This window comes from Streptomyces pseudovenezuelae, assembly GCF_029892565.1.
Classification (GTDB): domain Bacteria; phylum Actinomycetota; class Actinomycetes; order Streptomycetales; family Streptomycetaceae; genus Streptomyces; species Streptomyces pseudovenezuelae_A.
Map to the genome: position 1 here is coordinate 14,081 of NZ_JARXVH010000008.1, position 17,702 is coordinate 31,782.

At 70.2% G+C, this 17,702-nt stretch carries 10 protein-coding genes and 1 pseudogene; 4 read left to right on the top strand and 7 right to left on the bottom strand.

The features are described from left to right. Positions 1-9: 9 nt before the first annotated feature. The 4 genes from dpgA to M2283_RS25810 all read right to left on the bottom strand — a co-directional run bounded on the left by dpgA (position 10) and on the right by M2283_RS25810 (position 6,314). A complete protein-coding gene (gene dpgA, locus M2283_RS25790; protein WP_280878756.1) occupies positions 10-1,161 on the bottom strand; it encodes a 3,5-dihydroxyphenylacetyl-CoA synthase DpgA in 1,152 nt (383 codons plus the stop codon). A gap of 64 nt (positions 1,162-1,225) precedes the next feature. Then, on the bottom strand, positions 1,226-3,655 hold the full coding sequence (locus M2283_RS51660; protein WP_348538923.1) for an aminotransferase class I/II-fold pyridoxal phosphate-dependent enzyme: 2,430 nt from the start codon (positions 3,653-3,655) through the stop codon (positions 1,226-1,228). Then, positions 3,652-4,674, bottom strand: coding sequence for a 4-hydroxyphenylpyruvate dioxygenase (gene hppD / locus M2283_RS25805; RefSeq protein WP_280878757.1), 1,023 nt, complete (start codon positions 4,672-4,674; stop codon positions 3,652-3,654). The genes M2283_RS51660 and hppD overlap by 4 nt, the downstream gene beginning before the upstream one ends. Before the next feature lie 56 nt (positions 4,675-4,730). Continuing rightward, positions 4,731-6,314 carry an MBL fold metallo-hydrolase gene (locus M2283_RS25810; protein WP_280878758.1) on the bottom strand — a complete coding sequence of 528 codons (1,584 nt, stop codon included), beginning with the start codon at positions 6,312-6,314 and terminating at the stop codon, positions 4,731-4,733. 487 nt (positions 6,315-6,801) lie between these two features. On the opposite strand from M2283_RS25810, the gene M2283_RS25815 reads away from it, so the two are divergent. The 3 genes from M2283_RS25815 to M2283_RS25825 all read left to right on the top strand — a co-directional run bounded on the left by M2283_RS25815 (position 6,802) and on the right by M2283_RS25825 (position 10,703). Then, positions 6,802-7,605, top strand: a complete 804-nt coding sequence (locus tag M2283_RS25815) for an alpha/beta fold hydrolase (RefSeq protein ID WP_280878759.1) — start codon at positions 6,802-6,804, stop codon at positions 7,603-7,605. A gap of 128 nt (positions 7,606-7,733) precedes the next feature. Next, the gene (locus tag M2283_RS25820) at positions 7,734-9,710 is read left to right on the top strand and encodes an ABC transporter ATP-binding protein (RefSeq protein ID WP_280878760.1); all 1,977 of its coding nucleotides are present in this window, start codon (positions 7,734-7,736) and stop codon (positions 9,708-9,710) included. A gap of 57 nt (positions 9,711-9,767) precedes the next feature. Then, positions 9,768-10,703, top strand: coding sequence for a TauD/TfdA family dioxygenase (locus M2283_RS25825; RefSeq protein WP_280878761.1), 936 nt, complete (start codon positions 9,768-9,770; stop codon positions 10,701-10,703). A 655-nt stretch (positions 10,704-11,358) separates the two neighbouring features. Here the strand turns inward: M2283_RS25825 and M2283_RS25830 are convergent. After that, positions 11,359-12,684 (bottom strand): annotated as a pseudogene (locus M2283_RS25830) (FUSC family protein); the annotation flags it as partial. Positions 12,685-12,851: 167 nt separating this feature from the next. Between M2283_RS25830 and M2283_RS25835 the strand changes: the two are divergent. Next, positions 12,852-13,328 (top strand): Lrp/AsnC family transcriptional regulator, encoded by a 477-nt coding sequence (locus M2283_RS25835; protein ID WP_280878762.1) that lies wholly within the window; start codon positions 12,852-12,854, stop codon positions 13,326-13,328. Between the two features lie 231 nt (positions 13,329-13,559). Here M2283_RS25835 and M2283_RS25840 read toward each other — a convergent pair whose 3' ends face one another. Continuing rightward, on the bottom strand, positions 13,560-14,948 hold the full coding sequence (locus M2283_RS25840) for an FAD-binding oxidoreductase (RefSeq protein ID WP_280878763.1): 1,389 nt from the start codon (positions 14,946-14,948) through the stop codon (positions 13,560-13,562). Positions 14,949-15,088: 140 nt separating this feature from the next. Beyond that, positions 15,089-17,692 carry an ATP-binding protein gene (locus M2283_RS25845; protein ID WP_280878764.1) on the bottom strand — a complete coding sequence of 868 codons (2,604 nt, stop codon included), beginning with the start codon at positions 17,690-17,692 and terminating at the stop codon, positions 15,089-15,091. Between the last annotated feature and the right edge of the window lie 10 nt (positions 17,693-17,702).

Here is a 17,702-nt window from a genome sequence, read left to right on the forward strand (position 1 = left end):
GCCCATCCCTCACCATTGCACCAACGCGGTCTCGATGGTCGAACCGGGGCCCATCGTCATCAGAACGCCGTAGTCACCGGCCCGGGTGACCCGCTCCTGGAACAGCCGCTCGTAGGAGAAGAGGAAGGAGCCGCTCGACACATTGCCCTGGTCGCGCAGGACTCCGGTCGTGTGCCGGAGGTCGTGGCGGGTGAGGCCGAGGTTGACCCGTACGGCGTCGATGACCTTCTTGCCGCCCGAGTGCACGAGCCAATGACTGATCTCGCTGCGCCGCAGTCCGGCGCCGGACAGCAGCCGGTCGACGACCTGTTCCGCGTTGGCACCGACCACGTAGGGGATCTCGGGGTCGAGATAGAAACTGAACTTCGACTGTACGTCGTCCCAGTCGTACCGCATCGCGTCGATCGCGTCGGTGATGAGGTGGCTGGCGAAGCCGATGAGGCGCGGGCTGCCGGGGGCCGCCGGCATGTCGGCCGGACCGTAGGCGGTGTCGGGGGTGTCGGCGACCAGGGCAATCGCCGCGGCGCCGTCGCCGAACAGACTGTTCACCACTGCGGTGCGCATCGACGAGTCGATGACGTAGGCGGCCGAGCAGGCTTCCACGCACAGCAGGACCGCTACCTTGCCGGGGTTGGCGACCGCCCAGCCCGCGACGGCGTTGAGGGCGTTGAGTCCGGCGTTGCATCCCATGCCGACCACGTCGACCCGGCTGGTCTTGGGGAGGATGCCCATCTCCCGGATGAGCAGGGCGCTCAGTCCCGGGGTGAGAAAGCCGGTGGTGGTCACGCAGCACAGGTAGTCGATGTCCGAGACGTCGAGGCCGGAGCTGTCCAGGCAGGTCCGAACCGCTCTCGCCCCCATGTCCAGAGCGAGCCGCTTGTGTTTGGCGAGCAGCTCTCCCTGGGGTTCGGGCAGACAGACGCCGTCGGCGTCCAGGGGTGGCACGGTGAGGTGGCGCCGTTCGATGGCGCTGTTGAGGAAGACGGAACGGACCCTGGGATCGGTGATCCCGAAGAGGTCGAGGAGTTCACGCTGGGTGTAGGAGACTCCGGTGGTCGCCGTTCCGATGCCCACGATGGCGGCGGCGCCGGTGTTCTTGCCGTGGGGGGCGCCGGGTTCGGTGGTCAGGTCGGTGCCCGGACCTTCCGTGGTGACGGTCATCGGTAGGTCCACCCCCACATCCGGGTCTTGCTGCGGATGGTGCTCACTGCTGTCAGCACGTCGATCACCCTTCCGGTGAGCTGGTGGTCTGGGACCTGATGAACCGCGCCAGTCGTGCGATCCCGTCGGCGATCTCGTCGTGGGTCAGGTAGCTGACGGACAGGCGCAGGCCGTGCTCGCCGCCGCCCTCGGGATAGAAGTAGGACATCGGGGTCCAGATGACGCCGAATTCCTCCGCGGAGCGCCGCAGCGCGGTGTTGTCCGCGCGGAAGGCGACGTTGACCGCCAGGAAGAACCCGCCGCTGGGTTCGTTCCAGCGGATGCCGAGTGCGGCCCGCTCGTCCTCGGGGAAGGTCTCTTCGAGCTGCCGCAGGGTGACGCGCATCGCGTCGCCGTAGTACGCGGCGGTCTTGGAGTTGAGCTCCGAGGCGCGTTTGTCGGCGGCGAGGAGCATGCCGGCGACGACGGCCTGGGCGACCGGGGAGGTGTTCACCGTGACCATGCTCTTGATCTTGGTGAGTTCGTCCGCCAGCAGCCCGGTGCCGCCCGCGTCGTCGTGGACGTCCTGGTCCGCGATGACGAAGCCGACGCGCGCGCCGGGGAAGAGGGTCTTCGAGAAGGAGCCCAGGTGGATCACGCGGCGGTCCCGGTCGAGGGCCTTGAGGGTCGGAAGCTGGGTGCCCGGGCTGACCAGCCGGTAGGGGCTGTCCTCCAGCAGCAGGATGTCCTCCCGGGCGGCCAGGTCGAGCAGTTCCCGGCGGGTGTCCAGGGGCATGGTGGTGCCGGAGGGATTCGCGTGGTCCGGGATCACGTAGAAGGCTCGGGGGTTACGTCCGCGGGCCCGCTCGGCACGGATCGCCGCCGCCAGGTCGGCGCAGCGGAATCCGCCGGGGTCCTCCGCCACCGCCGTCAGCTCGGCGTCGAGCAGCCGCGCCGCTCCGGTGATTCCCACGTAGCAGGGGCTGGAGACCAGCAGTACGTCCCGCGGCCCCGCGATGAGGGCCCGTACGGCGAGAAGCATCGCCTCCTGGCAGCCGACGGTGACCACGATCGACTCCGGGGAGACGTCGATGTTCTCGTCCAGGCGCAGCCAGTCGGCGATCAGTTCGCGTATCTGGCCGCTCGTCGGGCCGTACTGGAAGAGCGCGGAGCGGATCTGGCCAGGTGAGGATCCACTGTCCTCCAGGTGGTCCAGGTAGCGGCGCAGGTACGTGAAGATCTGCTCGGTCTCGAAGAAGCCGTCGTACGGGCGGCCGGGCGCGAAGGAGATCGCGTCGGGGTAGCGGTGGGTGATCTCGTTGAGGAAGTTCATGGTGTCCAGCACCGGGTCACCGAGGCTGCCGTGCAGCTCCGCCTTTCGCAGCCCCGGGCCGCTCGTCCGCCCAACTGGGCGTACTGCCTGCGGGGTTGGGGCGCTGTTCGGTGCGCGCACCAGTTCCGGGCCCGCGTCCGCGACCGTGCGGATGCCGGTGAGGGTCATCGCCTCCCTCAGCTCGTCGGTGACGATGCTCAGGACGTGGCGTACGCCTTCCTGCTCGGCCACCGCCAGGCCGTGCAGTACGGGGCGGCCCAGCAGTACGGCGTCGGCGCCCAGTGCCAGGGCCGCGAGGACGTCGGCGCCGCGGCGGACCCCGCCGTCGAGGAGGACGGGGCAGGCGCCCGCGACCGCTGCCGCGATCTCGGGCAGTACGTCGAGGGTGGCGGGCGCGCCGTCCAGCTGCCGGCCACCGTGGTTCGACACCACGATGCCGTGTGCCCCCGCCTCGATCGCCCGAATGGCGTCGGCGGCGGTCAGGATGCCCTTGACCAGGACGGGCAGGGAGCTGATGGAGCGCAGCCACTCGACGACCGACCAGTCGAGGGACGGATCGAACTGGGCCAGTGCGTGGGCGGCGGGTGCGGCGAAACCGTCTGTGGTCAGATTCGCCGGCTCGATCCCAGCGGGCAGGGTGAAGTCGTTCCGCAGATCGCGGGGCCGTCGGCCCAGATGCGGGGCATCGGCGGTGAGCACCAGTGCCTCGAAGCCCGCTCGCTCGGCGCGTTCCACGAGTTGGCGCGTCGCGTCGCGGTCGCGGAAGCAGTACACCTGGAGCCACAGCGGGGCCGCCGCGGCGGCGATGTCCTCGAAGGTCCGCCCCGCGAAGGTGCTCACGACGAGGGGAACGCCGGCTTGTCCGGCGGCCCGGGCCGTGGCGACCTCCCCAGCCGGGTGGGCGAGGGTGTGGTAGGCCACGGGCGCGACGGCGATCGGCGCCGCCCAGCGGCGGCCGAGGAGCGTGATGCCGGTGTCGGGGCGGCCGGCGCCGGTGAGGACGCGCGGGTTCAGCCGTACGCGGTCGAATGCCCTCAGGTTGTCCGCGAGGGTCCGTTCCTGTCCCGCACCGCCTTCCAGGAAGTCCCAGACGGCGGAGCTCATCCCCGTACGCGCCAGAGTGGCGTAGTCGGTGAGGGTGAGCGGGTTCGCGGTCCTGGTGCCGGCGTCCGGGCCGCTCACGAGGCGGTCAGCCGGTCGCGCTCCACCGCTTCGTACAGGGCGCGGATGTTGGCGCTGCCGAAACCGCGGGAGCCCTGGCGCTGGATGAGCTCGAAGAAGAGGGTGTTGCGCTCGTAGGGGGAGCGGGTGAACAGCTGGAGCAGGTAGCCCCATTCGTCGCTGTCCGCGAGTACCTGCGCGTCCCGCAGCCCGGCGATCTCCTCGTTCAGGCCGGTGAGGCGGTCGGCGAGCATCTCGTAGTAGGTGTCCGGCGTGCTCAGGAACTCCACGCCCCGGTCCCGGCAGGCACGTACGGCGGGGATGATGTCGTCGACCAGGAAGGCGAGATGCTGCACACCTTCACCGGCGTTGCGCTGGAGGAAGGCGTCGAGCTGGCCGGGCTCCTTCGACGGGTCGGGGGCGACGAGAGTGAAGATGACCCGCTCCGAGGCGCTGCGCACGACGAGCGAATCCATCGCCTGCCCCCCGACGGCCACGTACTCGGAGGAGTAGCGGGCGAAGCCGAAGGCGTCCTGGTAGAAGTCCGCGTGGCGGTCCAGGCTGCCGCCCTCGACGCAGACGGCGACGTGGTCGAGCAGCCGGATCGGGCCCTCAGGGCGTGCGGACGGCTCCGGAGCGGCCGTCCACCGCCGGCCCGGGGGCAGGTAGGTGGCCGACCGTGCCGTGACCGGCAGGAGCGCGTGGGTGACGTCGCCGAAACCGGTCACGACGGGGCTGCCGTACGGGGTGCCGACGGACCGGGCGCCGGCCGCCACCGCCGCGTCATGAGTGGCGGCCACGTCGTCACACGTCAGGGCGATGGTGGCGACCCCGTCCCCGTGTTTGTCGAGGAACTTCCAGACCCCCGGACCGGAGGTGACCACCAGATGCAGGTCGCCCTGTCTGAGCAGAACGGAACTCCGGTCGACCTCCACGCAGTCGGCGACCCAGGTGAAGCCCATGGCCGAGACGAAGTAGTCGGCCGTGGCCGCTTTGTCTCGCGTGTACATCTCGACGTGCGCTATGTCGTGCACAGGCATGGAGGTGCCCTCCTGACGTGCGGGTCAAGAGCGGGTGCTTGGCCCGCCCGGTGGGATTACCAGCGCCATTCCTGCTGGCCGTACAGGTGCCCGGCCTTGATGCCGCGGTCCTTGCACCAGGTCATGAACTCGTCGATCTGCTTGATCTGGTAGGTGTCCTCGTTGTACGTGGTGGCCATGACGTGGCCCAGCCAGGGCTCCTCGCCCATGGCGTAGACGTACGCCTCCTTGGCTCCCAGCTCGGTCATGATCGCGCCGGCCTGCTCCGCGTTGGACCCCGAGAGCTTGCGCGAGTTGCTCATCTTCTTGGTGACCGGGATGGTCAGCAGGGCCTGGTAGAGCCAGGTCAGCGGTGCTCCGTCGCACTCCATGCCGAGGTAGGCGAAGTCGGCCGTGCCCAGGTGCTGCTTGATGTAGCGGTAGAGCATCGGATCGATGCCGGAGGAGTCGGCGCCGATGAAGATCTTCTTGCCCGCCAGTTCCGCCCAGTAGGTGGACTTGGCGCGGATGTCCAGGTCACAGTGCTCGCCCAGGAAGGGGGTCGCGGTGACCTTGCCGCCGGGGAACTCGACCTCGTCGAAGTCGTCGACCTCGATCACCGGGAAGCCCTGGTGCTTGAGCATCAGGGCCATCGACGGGTCGGCCAGGTTGCCGCGCGAGGAGCGCGGCATCACGATCGCGCCCAGCCTGCCGCGAAGTTGCAGCAGGGTCTCCAGGACGATGTGGTCCTGATGGCCGTGGGTGATCAGCACGAGGTCGATGAAGTCCGGCAGATCGTCCAGGGTGTAGCGGTCGCCGACGGAGTTGTCGGCACTGATGAACGGGTCGGTCACGACGGCGGCCTGCGGCGTCTGCAGGACGAGACAGGCGTGACCGAAGTAGCGGATGCGCCCGCCTTCCTGGATGTGCCGGTCCTCCGCGAGACTGGGCTGCTCGTTGAACATTCCGGCGAGCTGGTCCACCTGGGTGCCGGCCAGTCCGAGCCCGTCGGCGACGTGGCTCAGCGTGGTGGGGCGCACGCGTGCCTTGAACAGCTCTTCCAGCCCAGGGTGCTTGAACGGCACGTCCAGCTCCAGCACGTCCGGCGAGGTCAGCCGCGGTGTGCTCAGGATGAAGGGACGCTCGATGCCGGTCTCGTACGAGATCTGCACCGACTGCCGCGACTCCTGGTAGACGTCGCTGGTGTAGACGATCGGCTCCATGAACCGCATCTGGGCCTGGTTGTCGGTGTCGTAGGCCAGCTCGACCAGTCCGCCGAGCTCCGGCGGCAGCTTCGGGTACAGCGGGGTCAGGTCGAATCCCGTCGCGTTCGCCCGCAGCAGTTCCTGGCCGGCGGCTACCGCATCGGCGAAGCGCAGGATCGCCGCCCGGTCGCGCTTGATGGCGGCGAGGAGATCACGCACCTCGTCGGCGCGCTCCTCGGCGATGTTGATGAAGTAACCGCCGCGCAGCTCCGGGTTGTTGCTGGCCGCGACGTGCACCTGCGGGGACTGCAGATAGGACTCGAGCAAGGGTACCTGGAGGAACGCGAGATTCATCGCGGACTGAACCGGCGCCAATGTGTACGGCCAGGCGAAGAACCTGTCTATCAGTGGCTCGACAATGACGTTCGACCGCAGGAACAGCTTCTGGTCAGTCATCTACGCCCCTCCTTCCGGGAGAAATTCGCAACAACTTCCCTCAATACATACGTGGAGCACCTGGAGTTCAAGGCGCTTATTGCGTCTCTCGCTTCAGCAGGATGCCCCGTCGGCATGCGGTGGATCAATACTCGGCGGTGTCACTCACCGATGAGCACGGAAAACTCCTGGAATTTCCCCGACCGTCCTCTCGCTCGCTCCTGGAACGGCTTTTCAGCGCCCTTGCCCGACCGGTTCTCTCCTCGGGTGTTTAACTGCGCTCCGGCGCCAGTTGAACGGGTGGTGAGGCCGCGGGCCGGCCGCCGTGAACCCTTGTTGATAGGTCCGGTCGCGCGGTGACATCGTGAGGCGCAGCCGGCCGAACACCCCTGCCGCACCACGAGGAGAGGGCCTTGCCCAAGACGAGAACCGATGCCCGCGGTGATTCCGCCGACGCGCGCCGCGCAGCGTTCCCCCGCGTCGCCGGCCGGGAGTGAGCGAGACCGCCATGCCCTTCGTCAGCACCAACGGCATCCGGCTGTCCTACCAGCGCTCGGGCCGTGGCGAGCCGGTCCTCCTGATCATGGGGTCGTCCGCCGCCGGACGGGTGTGGACCGTGCACCAGACACCCGCGCTGCACCAGGCGGGATATGAGACGGTCGTCCTCGACAACCGGGGCATCGCACCCTCCGACGCGCCGGCCGGCGACTACTCGTTCGCCGATCTGGTCGCCGACACCCGTGGAGTGATCGAGGAGTTGGAGCTCGGCCCCTGCCGCGTGGTGGGCACGTCGATGGGTGCCATGATCGCCCAGGAGCTGGCTCTCGGCCAGCCGCACCTGGTGCGTTCGGCGGTCCTGATGGCCGGCCGGGCGCGGTCGGACGTCCTGCGGCGGGCGCAGTCGGCCGCCGACCGCGCCCTGCGGGACAGCGGGGTGCGGCTGCCGCCCCGGTACACCGCCGCCAAGACGGTGATCGAGATGCTCTCGCCGAAGACCCTGAACGACGACGGCGCTGTCGCCTCGTGGCTGGAGCTCTTCGAGGTCTCCGGCGGTGGCGACACCGTCCCCGGCCAGTCGACGGCCGTGGACGAACTCGGCGACCGCCGTGCGGAATTGCGAGGCGTCACGGTACCGTGCCGTGCCATCGCGTTCGCCGATGACCTGATATGTCCTCCGCATCTCGTCGCGGAAGTGGCCGATGCCATTCCGAACTGCGACTTCGTACAGATTCCCGACTGCGGTCATCTCGGGTACCTGGAGCAGCCGGAGATGGTCAACTCGGCGATCATCGAGTTTCTCGACAAGTACTGACAGAGCGATTTTCACCGCTCGTTGCCGGGCGTCCACCAGCGGCCATTCGCCGTTCCGTGCGAGAGAACAAGAGAGCGAGGCGAAATTCCGTGGCCATGATGGGCGGGCCGGGTATGGGCGGACCGGGCATGAGCGTGCCGATGCGGGTACGGCAGGGCGAGGAATCACTGACGCGGCAACGGATCAACCCGGGAACGGTGCGCCGCATCCTTCCGTACGCGCGTAAATACCGCTGGCAGGTGGCCCTGCTGGTGTTCGCGACGAGCGTGAGTGCGGCCATCACGGCTGCCGGGCCCCTGGTTCTCAAGAAGGTCATCGACGACGGGATCCTTCCCAAGGACCTCGGGGTGGTGGTGTGGCTCTGCGTACTGCTGGCAGGCCTCTCCCTGGTCGACGCGGCGTCGCTGTTCGTCCAGAACTGGTGCTCGGGACGGATCGGTGAGGGGCTCGTCTACGAATTGCGCACCAAGGTCTTCTCCCATGTGCAGGAACAGTCCCTCGCGTTCTTCACCCGGGCCCAGACGGGTGCACTGGTCAGCAGGCTCAACTCCGATGTCATCGGCGCCCGGCAGGCCGTGACCACCATGCTGTCCCAGGCGGTCTCCACGATCCTGACGCTGCTTCTCGTGCTCGGCGCCATGGTGTACCTGTCGTGGCAGATCACCGTGGCGGCGCTGGTGATGATTCCCCTCTTCCTGGTCCCCGCGCGGCTGATCGCGCGCAGACTTCAGCGGCTCACCCGCGAGACGATGCAACTGGACGCGGAGATGAGCTCGATGATGAACGAGCGCTTCAACGTCTCCGGGGCGATGCTGGTCAAGCTGTACGGCCGGACGGACGAGGAGTCGTCGCTGTTCGCGGGCAAGGCCGGCCGGGTGCGCGACGTGGCGGCGCAGGCGGTCACCTGGGGGCGGCTGCTGCCGATCATCGTGTCCGTGCTCACCGCGTGCACCACGGCGCTGGTGTACGGCCTGGGCGGCAGCCTCACCATCGACGGCACCCTGCAATTCGGCACGCTGGTGGCCATGGTGACGCTGCTGATGCGGCTCTACGGGCCGGTCAACCAGTTGTCGAGCCTTCAGTCGACCGCCATGGTCGCCCTGGTGAGCTTCGACCGGGTCTTCGAAGTGCTGGACCTCAAGCCGCTCATCGAGGAGCGCCCCGACGCCCGGTCGGTGGACCTCACCAAAGACGTCACCGCGGAGCGGGACACCCCCGAAGGCGCGGGCGCGCTCGCGCCGGACATCGAATTCACCGAGGTCTCCTTCCGCTATCCGACCGCCCGCGAGGTGTCGCTCGCCTCACTGGAGTCGATCGCGATACGCAAGCCCGAGCGCACGAGTGAAGCGCTGACGCTGGAGAACCTGTCCTTCCGCGCGCCGTCCGGCAAGCTCACCGCGCTGGTCGGTCCCTCCGGTGCGGGTAAGACCACCATCACTCATCTGGTGCCGCGGCTGTACGACCCGTCGTCGGGCAGCGTACGTATCGGTGGGCACGACATCCGGGAGCTGACCCTCCAGTCGCTGCGCGACACCGTCGGGGTCGTCACCCAGGATGCGCACCTCTTCCACGACACCCTGCGCGCCAACCTGTCGTACGCCCGGCCGGAGGCGAGTGAGCAGGAGCTGATCGACGCCTGCCGGGCCGCCCTGATCTGGAACACCATCGACGCGTTCCCGGACGGTCTCGACACCGTGGTCGGTGACCGCGGGTACCGGCTGTCCGGCGGCGAGAAGCAGCGGATCGCTCTGGCCAGGCTGCTCCTCAAGGCGCCGCCGATCGTCGTCCTCGACGAGGCGACGGCCCACCTCGACTCCGAGTCGGAGGCGGCGATCCAGCGCGCGCTCAAGACGGCTCTGTCCGGCCGTACCTCGTTGGTGATCGCGCACCGGTTGTCGACCATCCGCGAGGCCGACCAGATCCTGGTCGTCGAAGCCGGCCGGATCCGCGAGAGCGGTACCCATGAGGAGTTGCTGGCATCGGGCGGACTCTACGCCGATCTCTACCACACCCAGTTCGCCCACCAGGCCCCGGACAGCATGAGCGCCGGTTCCGGAAACCTTCCGGTCGGCCCGCAGCCGATCCCCTCGCACGACGGGGCGTGACCACCTCCCGTCCCCCGCGCGCCCGAACCGACAACCGACCGTGGAGAGAAGAAGCTCATGTCGATAACCCTGGACTGGCAGCCCCGGGAGCTGACTCCGGACGGCGCGGGCGTGGGGGCGAGCGCGCAGGGGCTCCTGGAGCTCTTGGGCCGGCTCGACGTCGGCGCCCTGCTGGCGGACGAGAAGGCCCTGGTCCTCCGGGGGTTCGGCATCACGCCCGAGACCCACGGCACGGCCGTCGACGCACTCCTGCCCCGGCGCCTGGCCTATGTGCACGGGAACTCCCCGCGTACGAAGGTGGGGGACAACGTCTACACGTCCACCGAATATCCGGCCGAGTTCGTCATCTCGATGCACAACGAGATGTCGTACTCGCACACCTGGCCGTCACGGCTGCTGTTCTTCTGTGAGCAGGCCCCGGAGAGCGGTGGCGCGACCCCCGTCGTCGACGGGCGGCTCTGGCTGTCGACGCTCGACCCAGAAGTCCGGGCCGCGTTCGCTCCGGGCGTCCGCTACGTCCAAAACCTTCATGACGGCTACGGATTCGGCAAGAGCTGGCAGGACACCTTCGAGACCGACGACCCGTCCGCAGTGGAGAGTTTCCTGACCGGCACGGGCGCGGAGTGGACGTGGACCCCGGACGGCACCCTGCGCATCAGCCATCTCCGGCCCGCCACCACCCGGCATCCCGTCACCGGTGCCGAGGTGTGGTTCAACCAAGCGGACCAGTTCCACCACGCCGGCCTGGGCGAACACGCCGCGGCCGTGCAGGAGTTGATGTCCGAGGACGAGCTGCCGCAAGCGGTGACATTCGCCGACGGGAGCCCCATTCCCGCCGAGTACATCACTCACATCCAGGAGACGGGACTGGCCCTGGCGGTCGACGTCGAGTGGGCGCCGGGCGATCTGCTCCTCATCGACAACGTGCTGGTGGGTCACGGACGACGCCCGTTCACAGGGCCGCGCCGTGTCCTCGTCGCCATGTCCGACTGACTGGCTGTTTCTCAACCGATCAGTGTCTGACCAGCGCGTTTACTGTTTGTAATCTTCGTGGTTCGGTGTGCAGGGTGGTGGGGTCTTCGCTGTCGAGCGCGGAGGTTGTGCCGTGCCCACGCCCGCTGCTGTCATGAAGCGCCGACTGCGTACGTTCGAAGCCCGTGCCGCCGAGATCTGGGACGCGGTCGAGCAGGAACGCGGTGATGCCGGTGAGGCAACCGTGGCCTGCCCCCGTCGGCCGACGGGGACACCTCGGGCGACGCGGAATCGGAGAGTCCTGCCGGTAGTGGTGGCGAGTCGCGGTATGTGCCGCAGCGGCAGGAGAGCGACGACCCGACCGGCTGCCCTGCCTCTACTCCAAGATCGTCGAGTTCGTGTGGGATGCGCAGGAGCCGGTACGGGTACGGGACGTGGTGCGGGCGCCGTTCGGCGAGGGGGCCGGGAGTTCAGCGCGGTGGCAGGACGTCGCAGGTTGGCGAAGGCCTGCGAGCGGATCAGGTGCATCCAGTCGGTGCGGTTCAGCTCCCGGTTGTAGTTCGACTCCCCAGGTGGAGACGAACTTGGAGTACATCGCCTTGACGTACTCGAGCGTCACCTCGTCATCGTCGGCGATCGCCTTGTCCCGGGCGTCCTTGAGCGTGATGCGGAACTTCTCCACCCGTCGGCACGCGGCGGCGAGGCGCGCGTCGTGGGAGGCCTCCGGGTCGGCTGCGACGGCGACCAGGCCGCGGATCTCGAGGGCGCAGTCGTCGAGCAGGGCCAGCACCCGGCGGGCCCGGCGCTTGCGGCCGAGCATCGGGTTGAGCGGGTGCACCAGGGGCGCGACGGACAGGCGTACGCGAGCGACCAGCTGTTCCAGTTCCGCCACCCGCGGGGCCGGGTCGGCGGTCGGGGAGCCGGCCAGCCGGGCCGCTGCCTCGGCGGTGCAGGCGTGGGCGCAGCGCAGCGCGCGCTGGATCCAGGCGTGGGTCGTGGTGTGCGTGGTGACCGGCAGGACGAACAGCACGGCCAGTACGGCGCCCAGCGCCCCGACGCCGGTCTCCGCGAACCGGAGAGCGAGCAGGCCTGGGTTGAGGACGCCGAGCAGGCCGTAGAGCAGCTCGGCCAGCAGGGTCACCCAGAGCATCATCCAGGTGTACGAGACGGCTGCCGTGTAGAAGATGCCGAAGACGCAGACGGCGAGGAGGACGGCCGTGGGGAGGGCCGCTCCGGCGACGGGGACCGCGACGAGCAGGCCCAGGCCGATGCCGATCACCGTGCCGAGTACCCGGCGGAAGCCGCGGACCAGGGTCTCGCCGCGAGAGGCGGTGTTGACGAAGATCCACCAGGTGGCGCCGACGGCCCAGTACCAGCGCTGCCCGGACACCAGCTGTCCCACGACCAGGGCGAAGGCGGCGCCGGTGGCCGCCTGCACCGCCTGGCGGGTCGTCACGCGCGCGAGGCCGGTGCCGGGCGGCGGGGCCGGTACGGGGGCGGGAGGCAGTCGGCGCTCGTAGCTCCACAGGCCGAAGCGCACCGCCGCCGCGGTGAGCACGGACAGCGCGACGGCGGCGTACAGCTCGGGCAGCTTCTCGGTGGTGGCGTGCACGAACTGCGCCACGAAGAAGGTCATGAACGCGAACACGCCGAGGCTGTGCCCGCGCGGGCCCCAGCGGCGCGCGTACACGCCCGCGCCGACGACGGCGAGGAAGGTGAGGTCGCGGGCCACGGGGTGGTCGTGCAGTCCGGCCGCGACGGCGAGTACCGGCAGGCCGACGGCGGGCAGCAGCACGGTGGTGAGCGCCTGCCCGCGGACCGTGGCGTCCGTGACGGTGAACAGGGCGAGCAGCGCGGCGAGACCGCCCGTCACGGCGCCGACGAGCGAGTGTCCGGCGAGACCGCAGACGACGACCGCGAGGCCGATGCCGAGGACGGCCCGGGCGGCGAACCGCAGCCGTGTGCGCCCCGGGTCCGGCGCCGCGAACACCCTCTTCAGCACTGCTACCCCGCCCCTGGACACCGGCATGGAAAAGGCGCCGCGGAGGTCCGCAGCGCCATCGACGTGACCATCACAGCATCAACAGGGCGAGTGGCTCAAGTGAGCTTCGCTTTGCTGGGCCATTGGCTCGATTCCACAGGGATGAGCCATTGGTACAGTCTCATGTCATGAGCGTGGACGAACTCGACACCCGCATCCTGAGGCTGCTCCTGGAGCAGCCGCGCACCAGTGTGCGCGAGTACGCCCGCCTCCTCGGCGTCGCCCGCGGCACGCTCCAGGCCCGCCTCGACCGGCTGGAGCGGGACGGGGTGATCACCGGTACGGGTCCCTTCCTGTCCCCCGCCGCGCTGGGCCACCCGGTGCTCGCGTTCGTGCACATCGAGGTCACCCAAGGGCATCTCGACGAGGTGGGGGACGCGCTGGCCGTCGTACCGGAGATCGTGGAGGCGTTCTCGATCACCGGTGGCGGGGATCTGCTCACCCGGGTCGTGGCGCGCGACAACGGCCATCTGGAAGATGTGATCCAGCGGTTGATCAGCCTGCCGGGCGTCGTTCGCACCCGCACCGAGATGGCCCTGCGCGAGCGCGTCCCGCACCGGCTGCTGCCGCTGGTGGAGTCGATCGGCCGCGCGGCCCGGAAGTGAACTCTCGGACGCCGAGGGGACCTTTGAACCCCTGAGCCCTTGAGGCGGACGCCATCCCGTACGTCACCGTGCGGGCCGACGTACGGGAGTTCGCCGCCGCGGGCTGCTCCTGCGGGGAGGCCGGTCGGAGTTCGCCGCGCGGGACGGGTTCAGGTGGCCGGCGCGGCGGCCGCGGCTTCCCGACCGTCAGGCGGCGCCGGAGGGGAGGCGTCGCCGAACGGTCAGGGCCCGTCAGCTCGGCCGGATGTTCTGGTTGAGACGGAAGACGTTCTCCGGGTCGTAGTCGGCCTTGATGCGGGCCAGGCGGTCGTAGTTGCCGCGGTAGCTGGCGCGGACCCGCTCCTGGCCCTCGTCCATCATCATGTTCACGTAGGCGCCACCCGCGGAGTACGGGTGCAGGGCGTCGAAGTAGTCGACGGTCCAGCGCTTGACGAGGTCGGCGTTGGCCGGGTCTGGGTCGACGCCGGCGTAGACGGAGGCCCAACGGGCACCGCGGTAGGCCCAGGGCGTGTCGTCGGGGCCCACGTCGTGGGCGGCGCCGTCGATCGGGTAGAGGTGCATGGTCGACTGGACGGTCGGCACCTCGGCGCCGAACTTCGCGTGCAGGTCGACGGCTTCGTCGGGGATCTCGTTGACGAAGTCGGCGCGCCAGTACCACTGGTGGCCGGGCGGGTAGAGCCCGTCGAACATGGACTGCATGTCCGGGTGCGGCATTGGGCCGGCGGCGTGCAGCAGCGGCTCGGGCAGCGCGTCGAGCAGCGGGGCCATCGCGCGGGCGGCCGCCTCCAGGTCGTCGCCGGTGTAGCACCACACGACGCCCGCGGTCTTGCGGAGTTGGATGTCCTCGGGGAACGGCGGGGCCGGCGGGACGGTGCCGTGCATGAAGAACGCGTTGAGTTCGCGAGGCGCGTTCGGGAGGAAGTCCCGGTAGGCGGTGAGGACTTCGGCGCTGATCTCGACCGGCCAGAAGGTCGGCCCGGCGACGACCGTGCTGATCTCGTGCAGCCGGAAGAGGAAGGACGTGACGACGCCGAAGTTGCCCCCACCGCCGCGGATCGCCCAGAACAGGTCGGTGTTCTCGTCGGCGCTCGCGCGGACCTGCCGGCCGTCGGCGAGGACGACGTCGGCCGCGAGGAGGTTGTCGATGGTCAGACCGCACTTGCGGGTGAGGTGGCCGAGCCCGCCGCCGGTGGCGATGCCGCCGACTCCGGTGGTGGAGACGATGCCGCTGGGGGTGGCGAGGCCGTGCGCGTTGGTCGCGCGGTCCACCTCGCCCCAGACGCAGCCGCCGCCGACCCGGACCGTGCGGGCCACGGGGTCGACGTGGATCTCCTTCAACGGTGACAGGTCGGCCACCACTCCCCCGTCTACGGTGCCGAGTCCGGCGCCGTGGTGACCGCCGCCGCGAACAGCGAGCGGCAGGTCGTGGGCGCGGGCGAAGCCGATCACGCCGGCGACGGCGTCCGCGTCGGCGCAGCGGGCGATCAGGGCGGGGCTGCGGTCGATCATCGCGTTGTAGACGGCGCGGGCCTGCTCGTAGCCGGAGTCCTCGGGCCCGACCAACTCCCCCGTGAACCCGGTCAGTTCCCTGCGTGCCGCTTGAGCGGGTGTACTGGACATGCGATATCCCCCGTTTGTTCGGTGTCGGGCCGATCTGCACGTTCTACTCGGGTTGCGCGGACCCGGTCATCCGTGCGCGTCACCCAGCTCGGGCCCGCGGGGTACCTACGTTTCGCCCTCGGCCCCGTTCCTAGGGATACCTACGTCTCGCGCTCGGACAGGAGGCCGAGCTGCGCGGCGCGTTCGGCCGCATGGCGTCGGGTCGGCGCGTCGAGCTTGTCCAGGACGGCTCGTACGTGGTTGTCGACCGTGCGGACCGACACGACGAGGCGGGCGGCGATCTCGGAGTTGGTCAGGCCCTCGGCGAGCAGCCGCATGACCTGGAGCTGGCGGTCGGTGAGTCCGGCGGGGTTGCCTCGGGTCGCGGCGAGGGGGCCGCGCGGGATGCGGCGGACGCCGAGGCGCCGGAGTTCGGTGCGGATGACGCGGGCCAGCGGTTCGGCGCCGAGGGCGTCGAGTTCGGCCAGGGCGGCGAGCTTGTCGGCGGGGTGCGGGCTCTCGGCGACGGCTGCTGCGTGTTCGTAGGGGCAGCCGGCCGCCTGCCAGATCGACGCGGCCTCCCGCCAACGCCCGCGCGCCTGGAGGGCGTACGGATGTTGCGAGTCGTCGTCCAGCGGGACCGGGTGCCCGGATTTGCCGAGCCAGTAGGCGAGTTCGGCGCCGTAGGGGATGCCGGTGAGGTGGCGGGCCTCGGCGTGGACGGGGGCGGCGGCCTCGACCACGGCGTCGTTGTCTCCGCGCAGCCAGGCCGCTTCCGCCAGGGCTGCCGCCACCGGTCCGGTGCGCTGGAGTTCGCGGGTGCGTACGGCGATCCCCTGGGCCTCGGTGAGGAGTTCGTCCGCGCCGGGGCGGCCGCAGCGGGTGCGGATGCGGGCGAGGACCGTCAGGGCGGGACAGCGGGCGGGGAGGAAGTCGTGCATCCCGAACTCGGCGTGCCGCTCGGCCTCCTCCCAGTCGGCGGCGGCGAGCCGGCGGATGGCAAGTTCGACGTGCAGGTAGGTGAGGAAGCCGAAGTGCTCGGCACGGTCGGCCAGTTCCATGGCCGGGGGCAGGAGGCGGTCGGCCTCCGCGTACTGGAGGTTGTCGAGCAGCGTCCAGATGAGGTTGGCGTAGGAGCGGCACGCGTGCTCGACCTCGCCGGCGGCGAGCGCGACGTCCAGGCTCTCCTCCACCTGCTTGCGCCCGCCCGGGTCGCCGCCCCGCCAGCGGGCCATGCCCACGTTGTTGAGGGCGTGCGAGAGGATCGCCGTGTCCTCGGTGCGGCGGGCCAGGACGATGGCGCGCTCGGCGTGGGCGACGGCCTCGGGGTAGCGGTCGGACAGCATCCGCAGTTGGGCGATGTTGCTGACGGCGAGGGCCAACAGCCGCTCGTCGCCCGCCTGTTCAAGGACGTCGACGGCCTCCCGCGCGGCCTCCTGCGCCTCGTCGGCGTCGCCGGCCCACCAGTGGATCCGTGACAGCCAGCGCAGATCGGCGCCGAGGGCGAGGGTGTCGCCCAGCGAGCGGCGCAGGGCGACCGCCTCGCGCTGAGCGGCGACGGCGGCGGCCGAGTCGGCGATGGTGTAGCTCTCCACGGCGTAGCGTTCGAGCAGGTCGGCGAGTTCGGCGGGGCCGTAGCGCTGCCGTCGGCGCAGGACCAGGCGGAGTTGGGCGGCGGCCTCGCGGTGGGCGCCGGCGCCAGCGGCGTCCCGGGCCGCGTCGGGTCCGTAGCGGGCGATGGCGTCCTGGTCACCGGCCTGGGCGGCGTGATGGACGATGCGGGCGGTGTCCGAGCCTGGGCGGGCGACCAGGGCCGCGAGGGCGTTGCGGTTGAGGTCGATGCGGCGGGCGGCGGGCAGCGAGTCGGCGACCGCCCGCCGGATCAGCTCGTGCCGGAAGGCCACCCGTTCCGGCTCCACGGCGAGCAGCCCGCGCTGTTCGGCCGCCACGAGCGCGGCCACGCCGTCGGTCAACAGTGCGTCCACCAAAGGGCGTTCGACCGCCGAGGGCACGACGGCGAGTTGCTCCAGCGCGTCCACGGTGGCGGGGTCGAGTCCGCGCAGTCGCGCGAGGACGGCGTCGACGACGGTCGGTGGCACTCCTCCGGTGCCGCCCGCCGCCACGACCTCGGCGACGAAGAAGGGGTTGCCGGACGTCACTTCGTACACCTGGGCCGGATCGAGCCGCCCTGCCGCGCTGAGCGTGCGCACCGCGGCCAGGGAGAGCCGGGCCAGGGGCAGGCGGTGCGCGCGGGGCGCGCGGGAGACCTGGCCGAGGAGGTGACGCAAGGGGTGGCCGCGGCTCAACTCGTCGTCCCGGTAGGTCAGGACGAGCAGGGCGGGCAGCCGTTCCATGCGTCGCACGAGGAAGCGCAGGGCGTCCAGGGAGGCCTCGTCGGCCCAGTGCACGTCCTCGACGACGAGTACGGCGGGATGGGGGGTGCCGGCCAGTTCGGCGTGCAGTGCCTCGTAGACGCGGTGGCGGTCGCCGCCGTCGGTGACGGCGCGGGCGAGTTCGGCGCCGACGCTCCCGACGAGGTCGCGGAACGGGCCCAGTGGCCTGCTGGTGGCCAGGTCGTCGCACTGTCCGACCAGCACGCGGGCATGGGCGGGCAGCAGGTCCGGCATGGCCTTCACCAGGCTGGACTTGCCGATCCCCGCCTCACCGAAGACGAGCGCCACGGAACCGGCGCCGGCCGCCGCCTGCCGTGCGGCCGCGGCCAGTCGCGCAAGCTCGGACTCGCGTTCGAGGATCCCCCGGTCCACGTCGCCGATT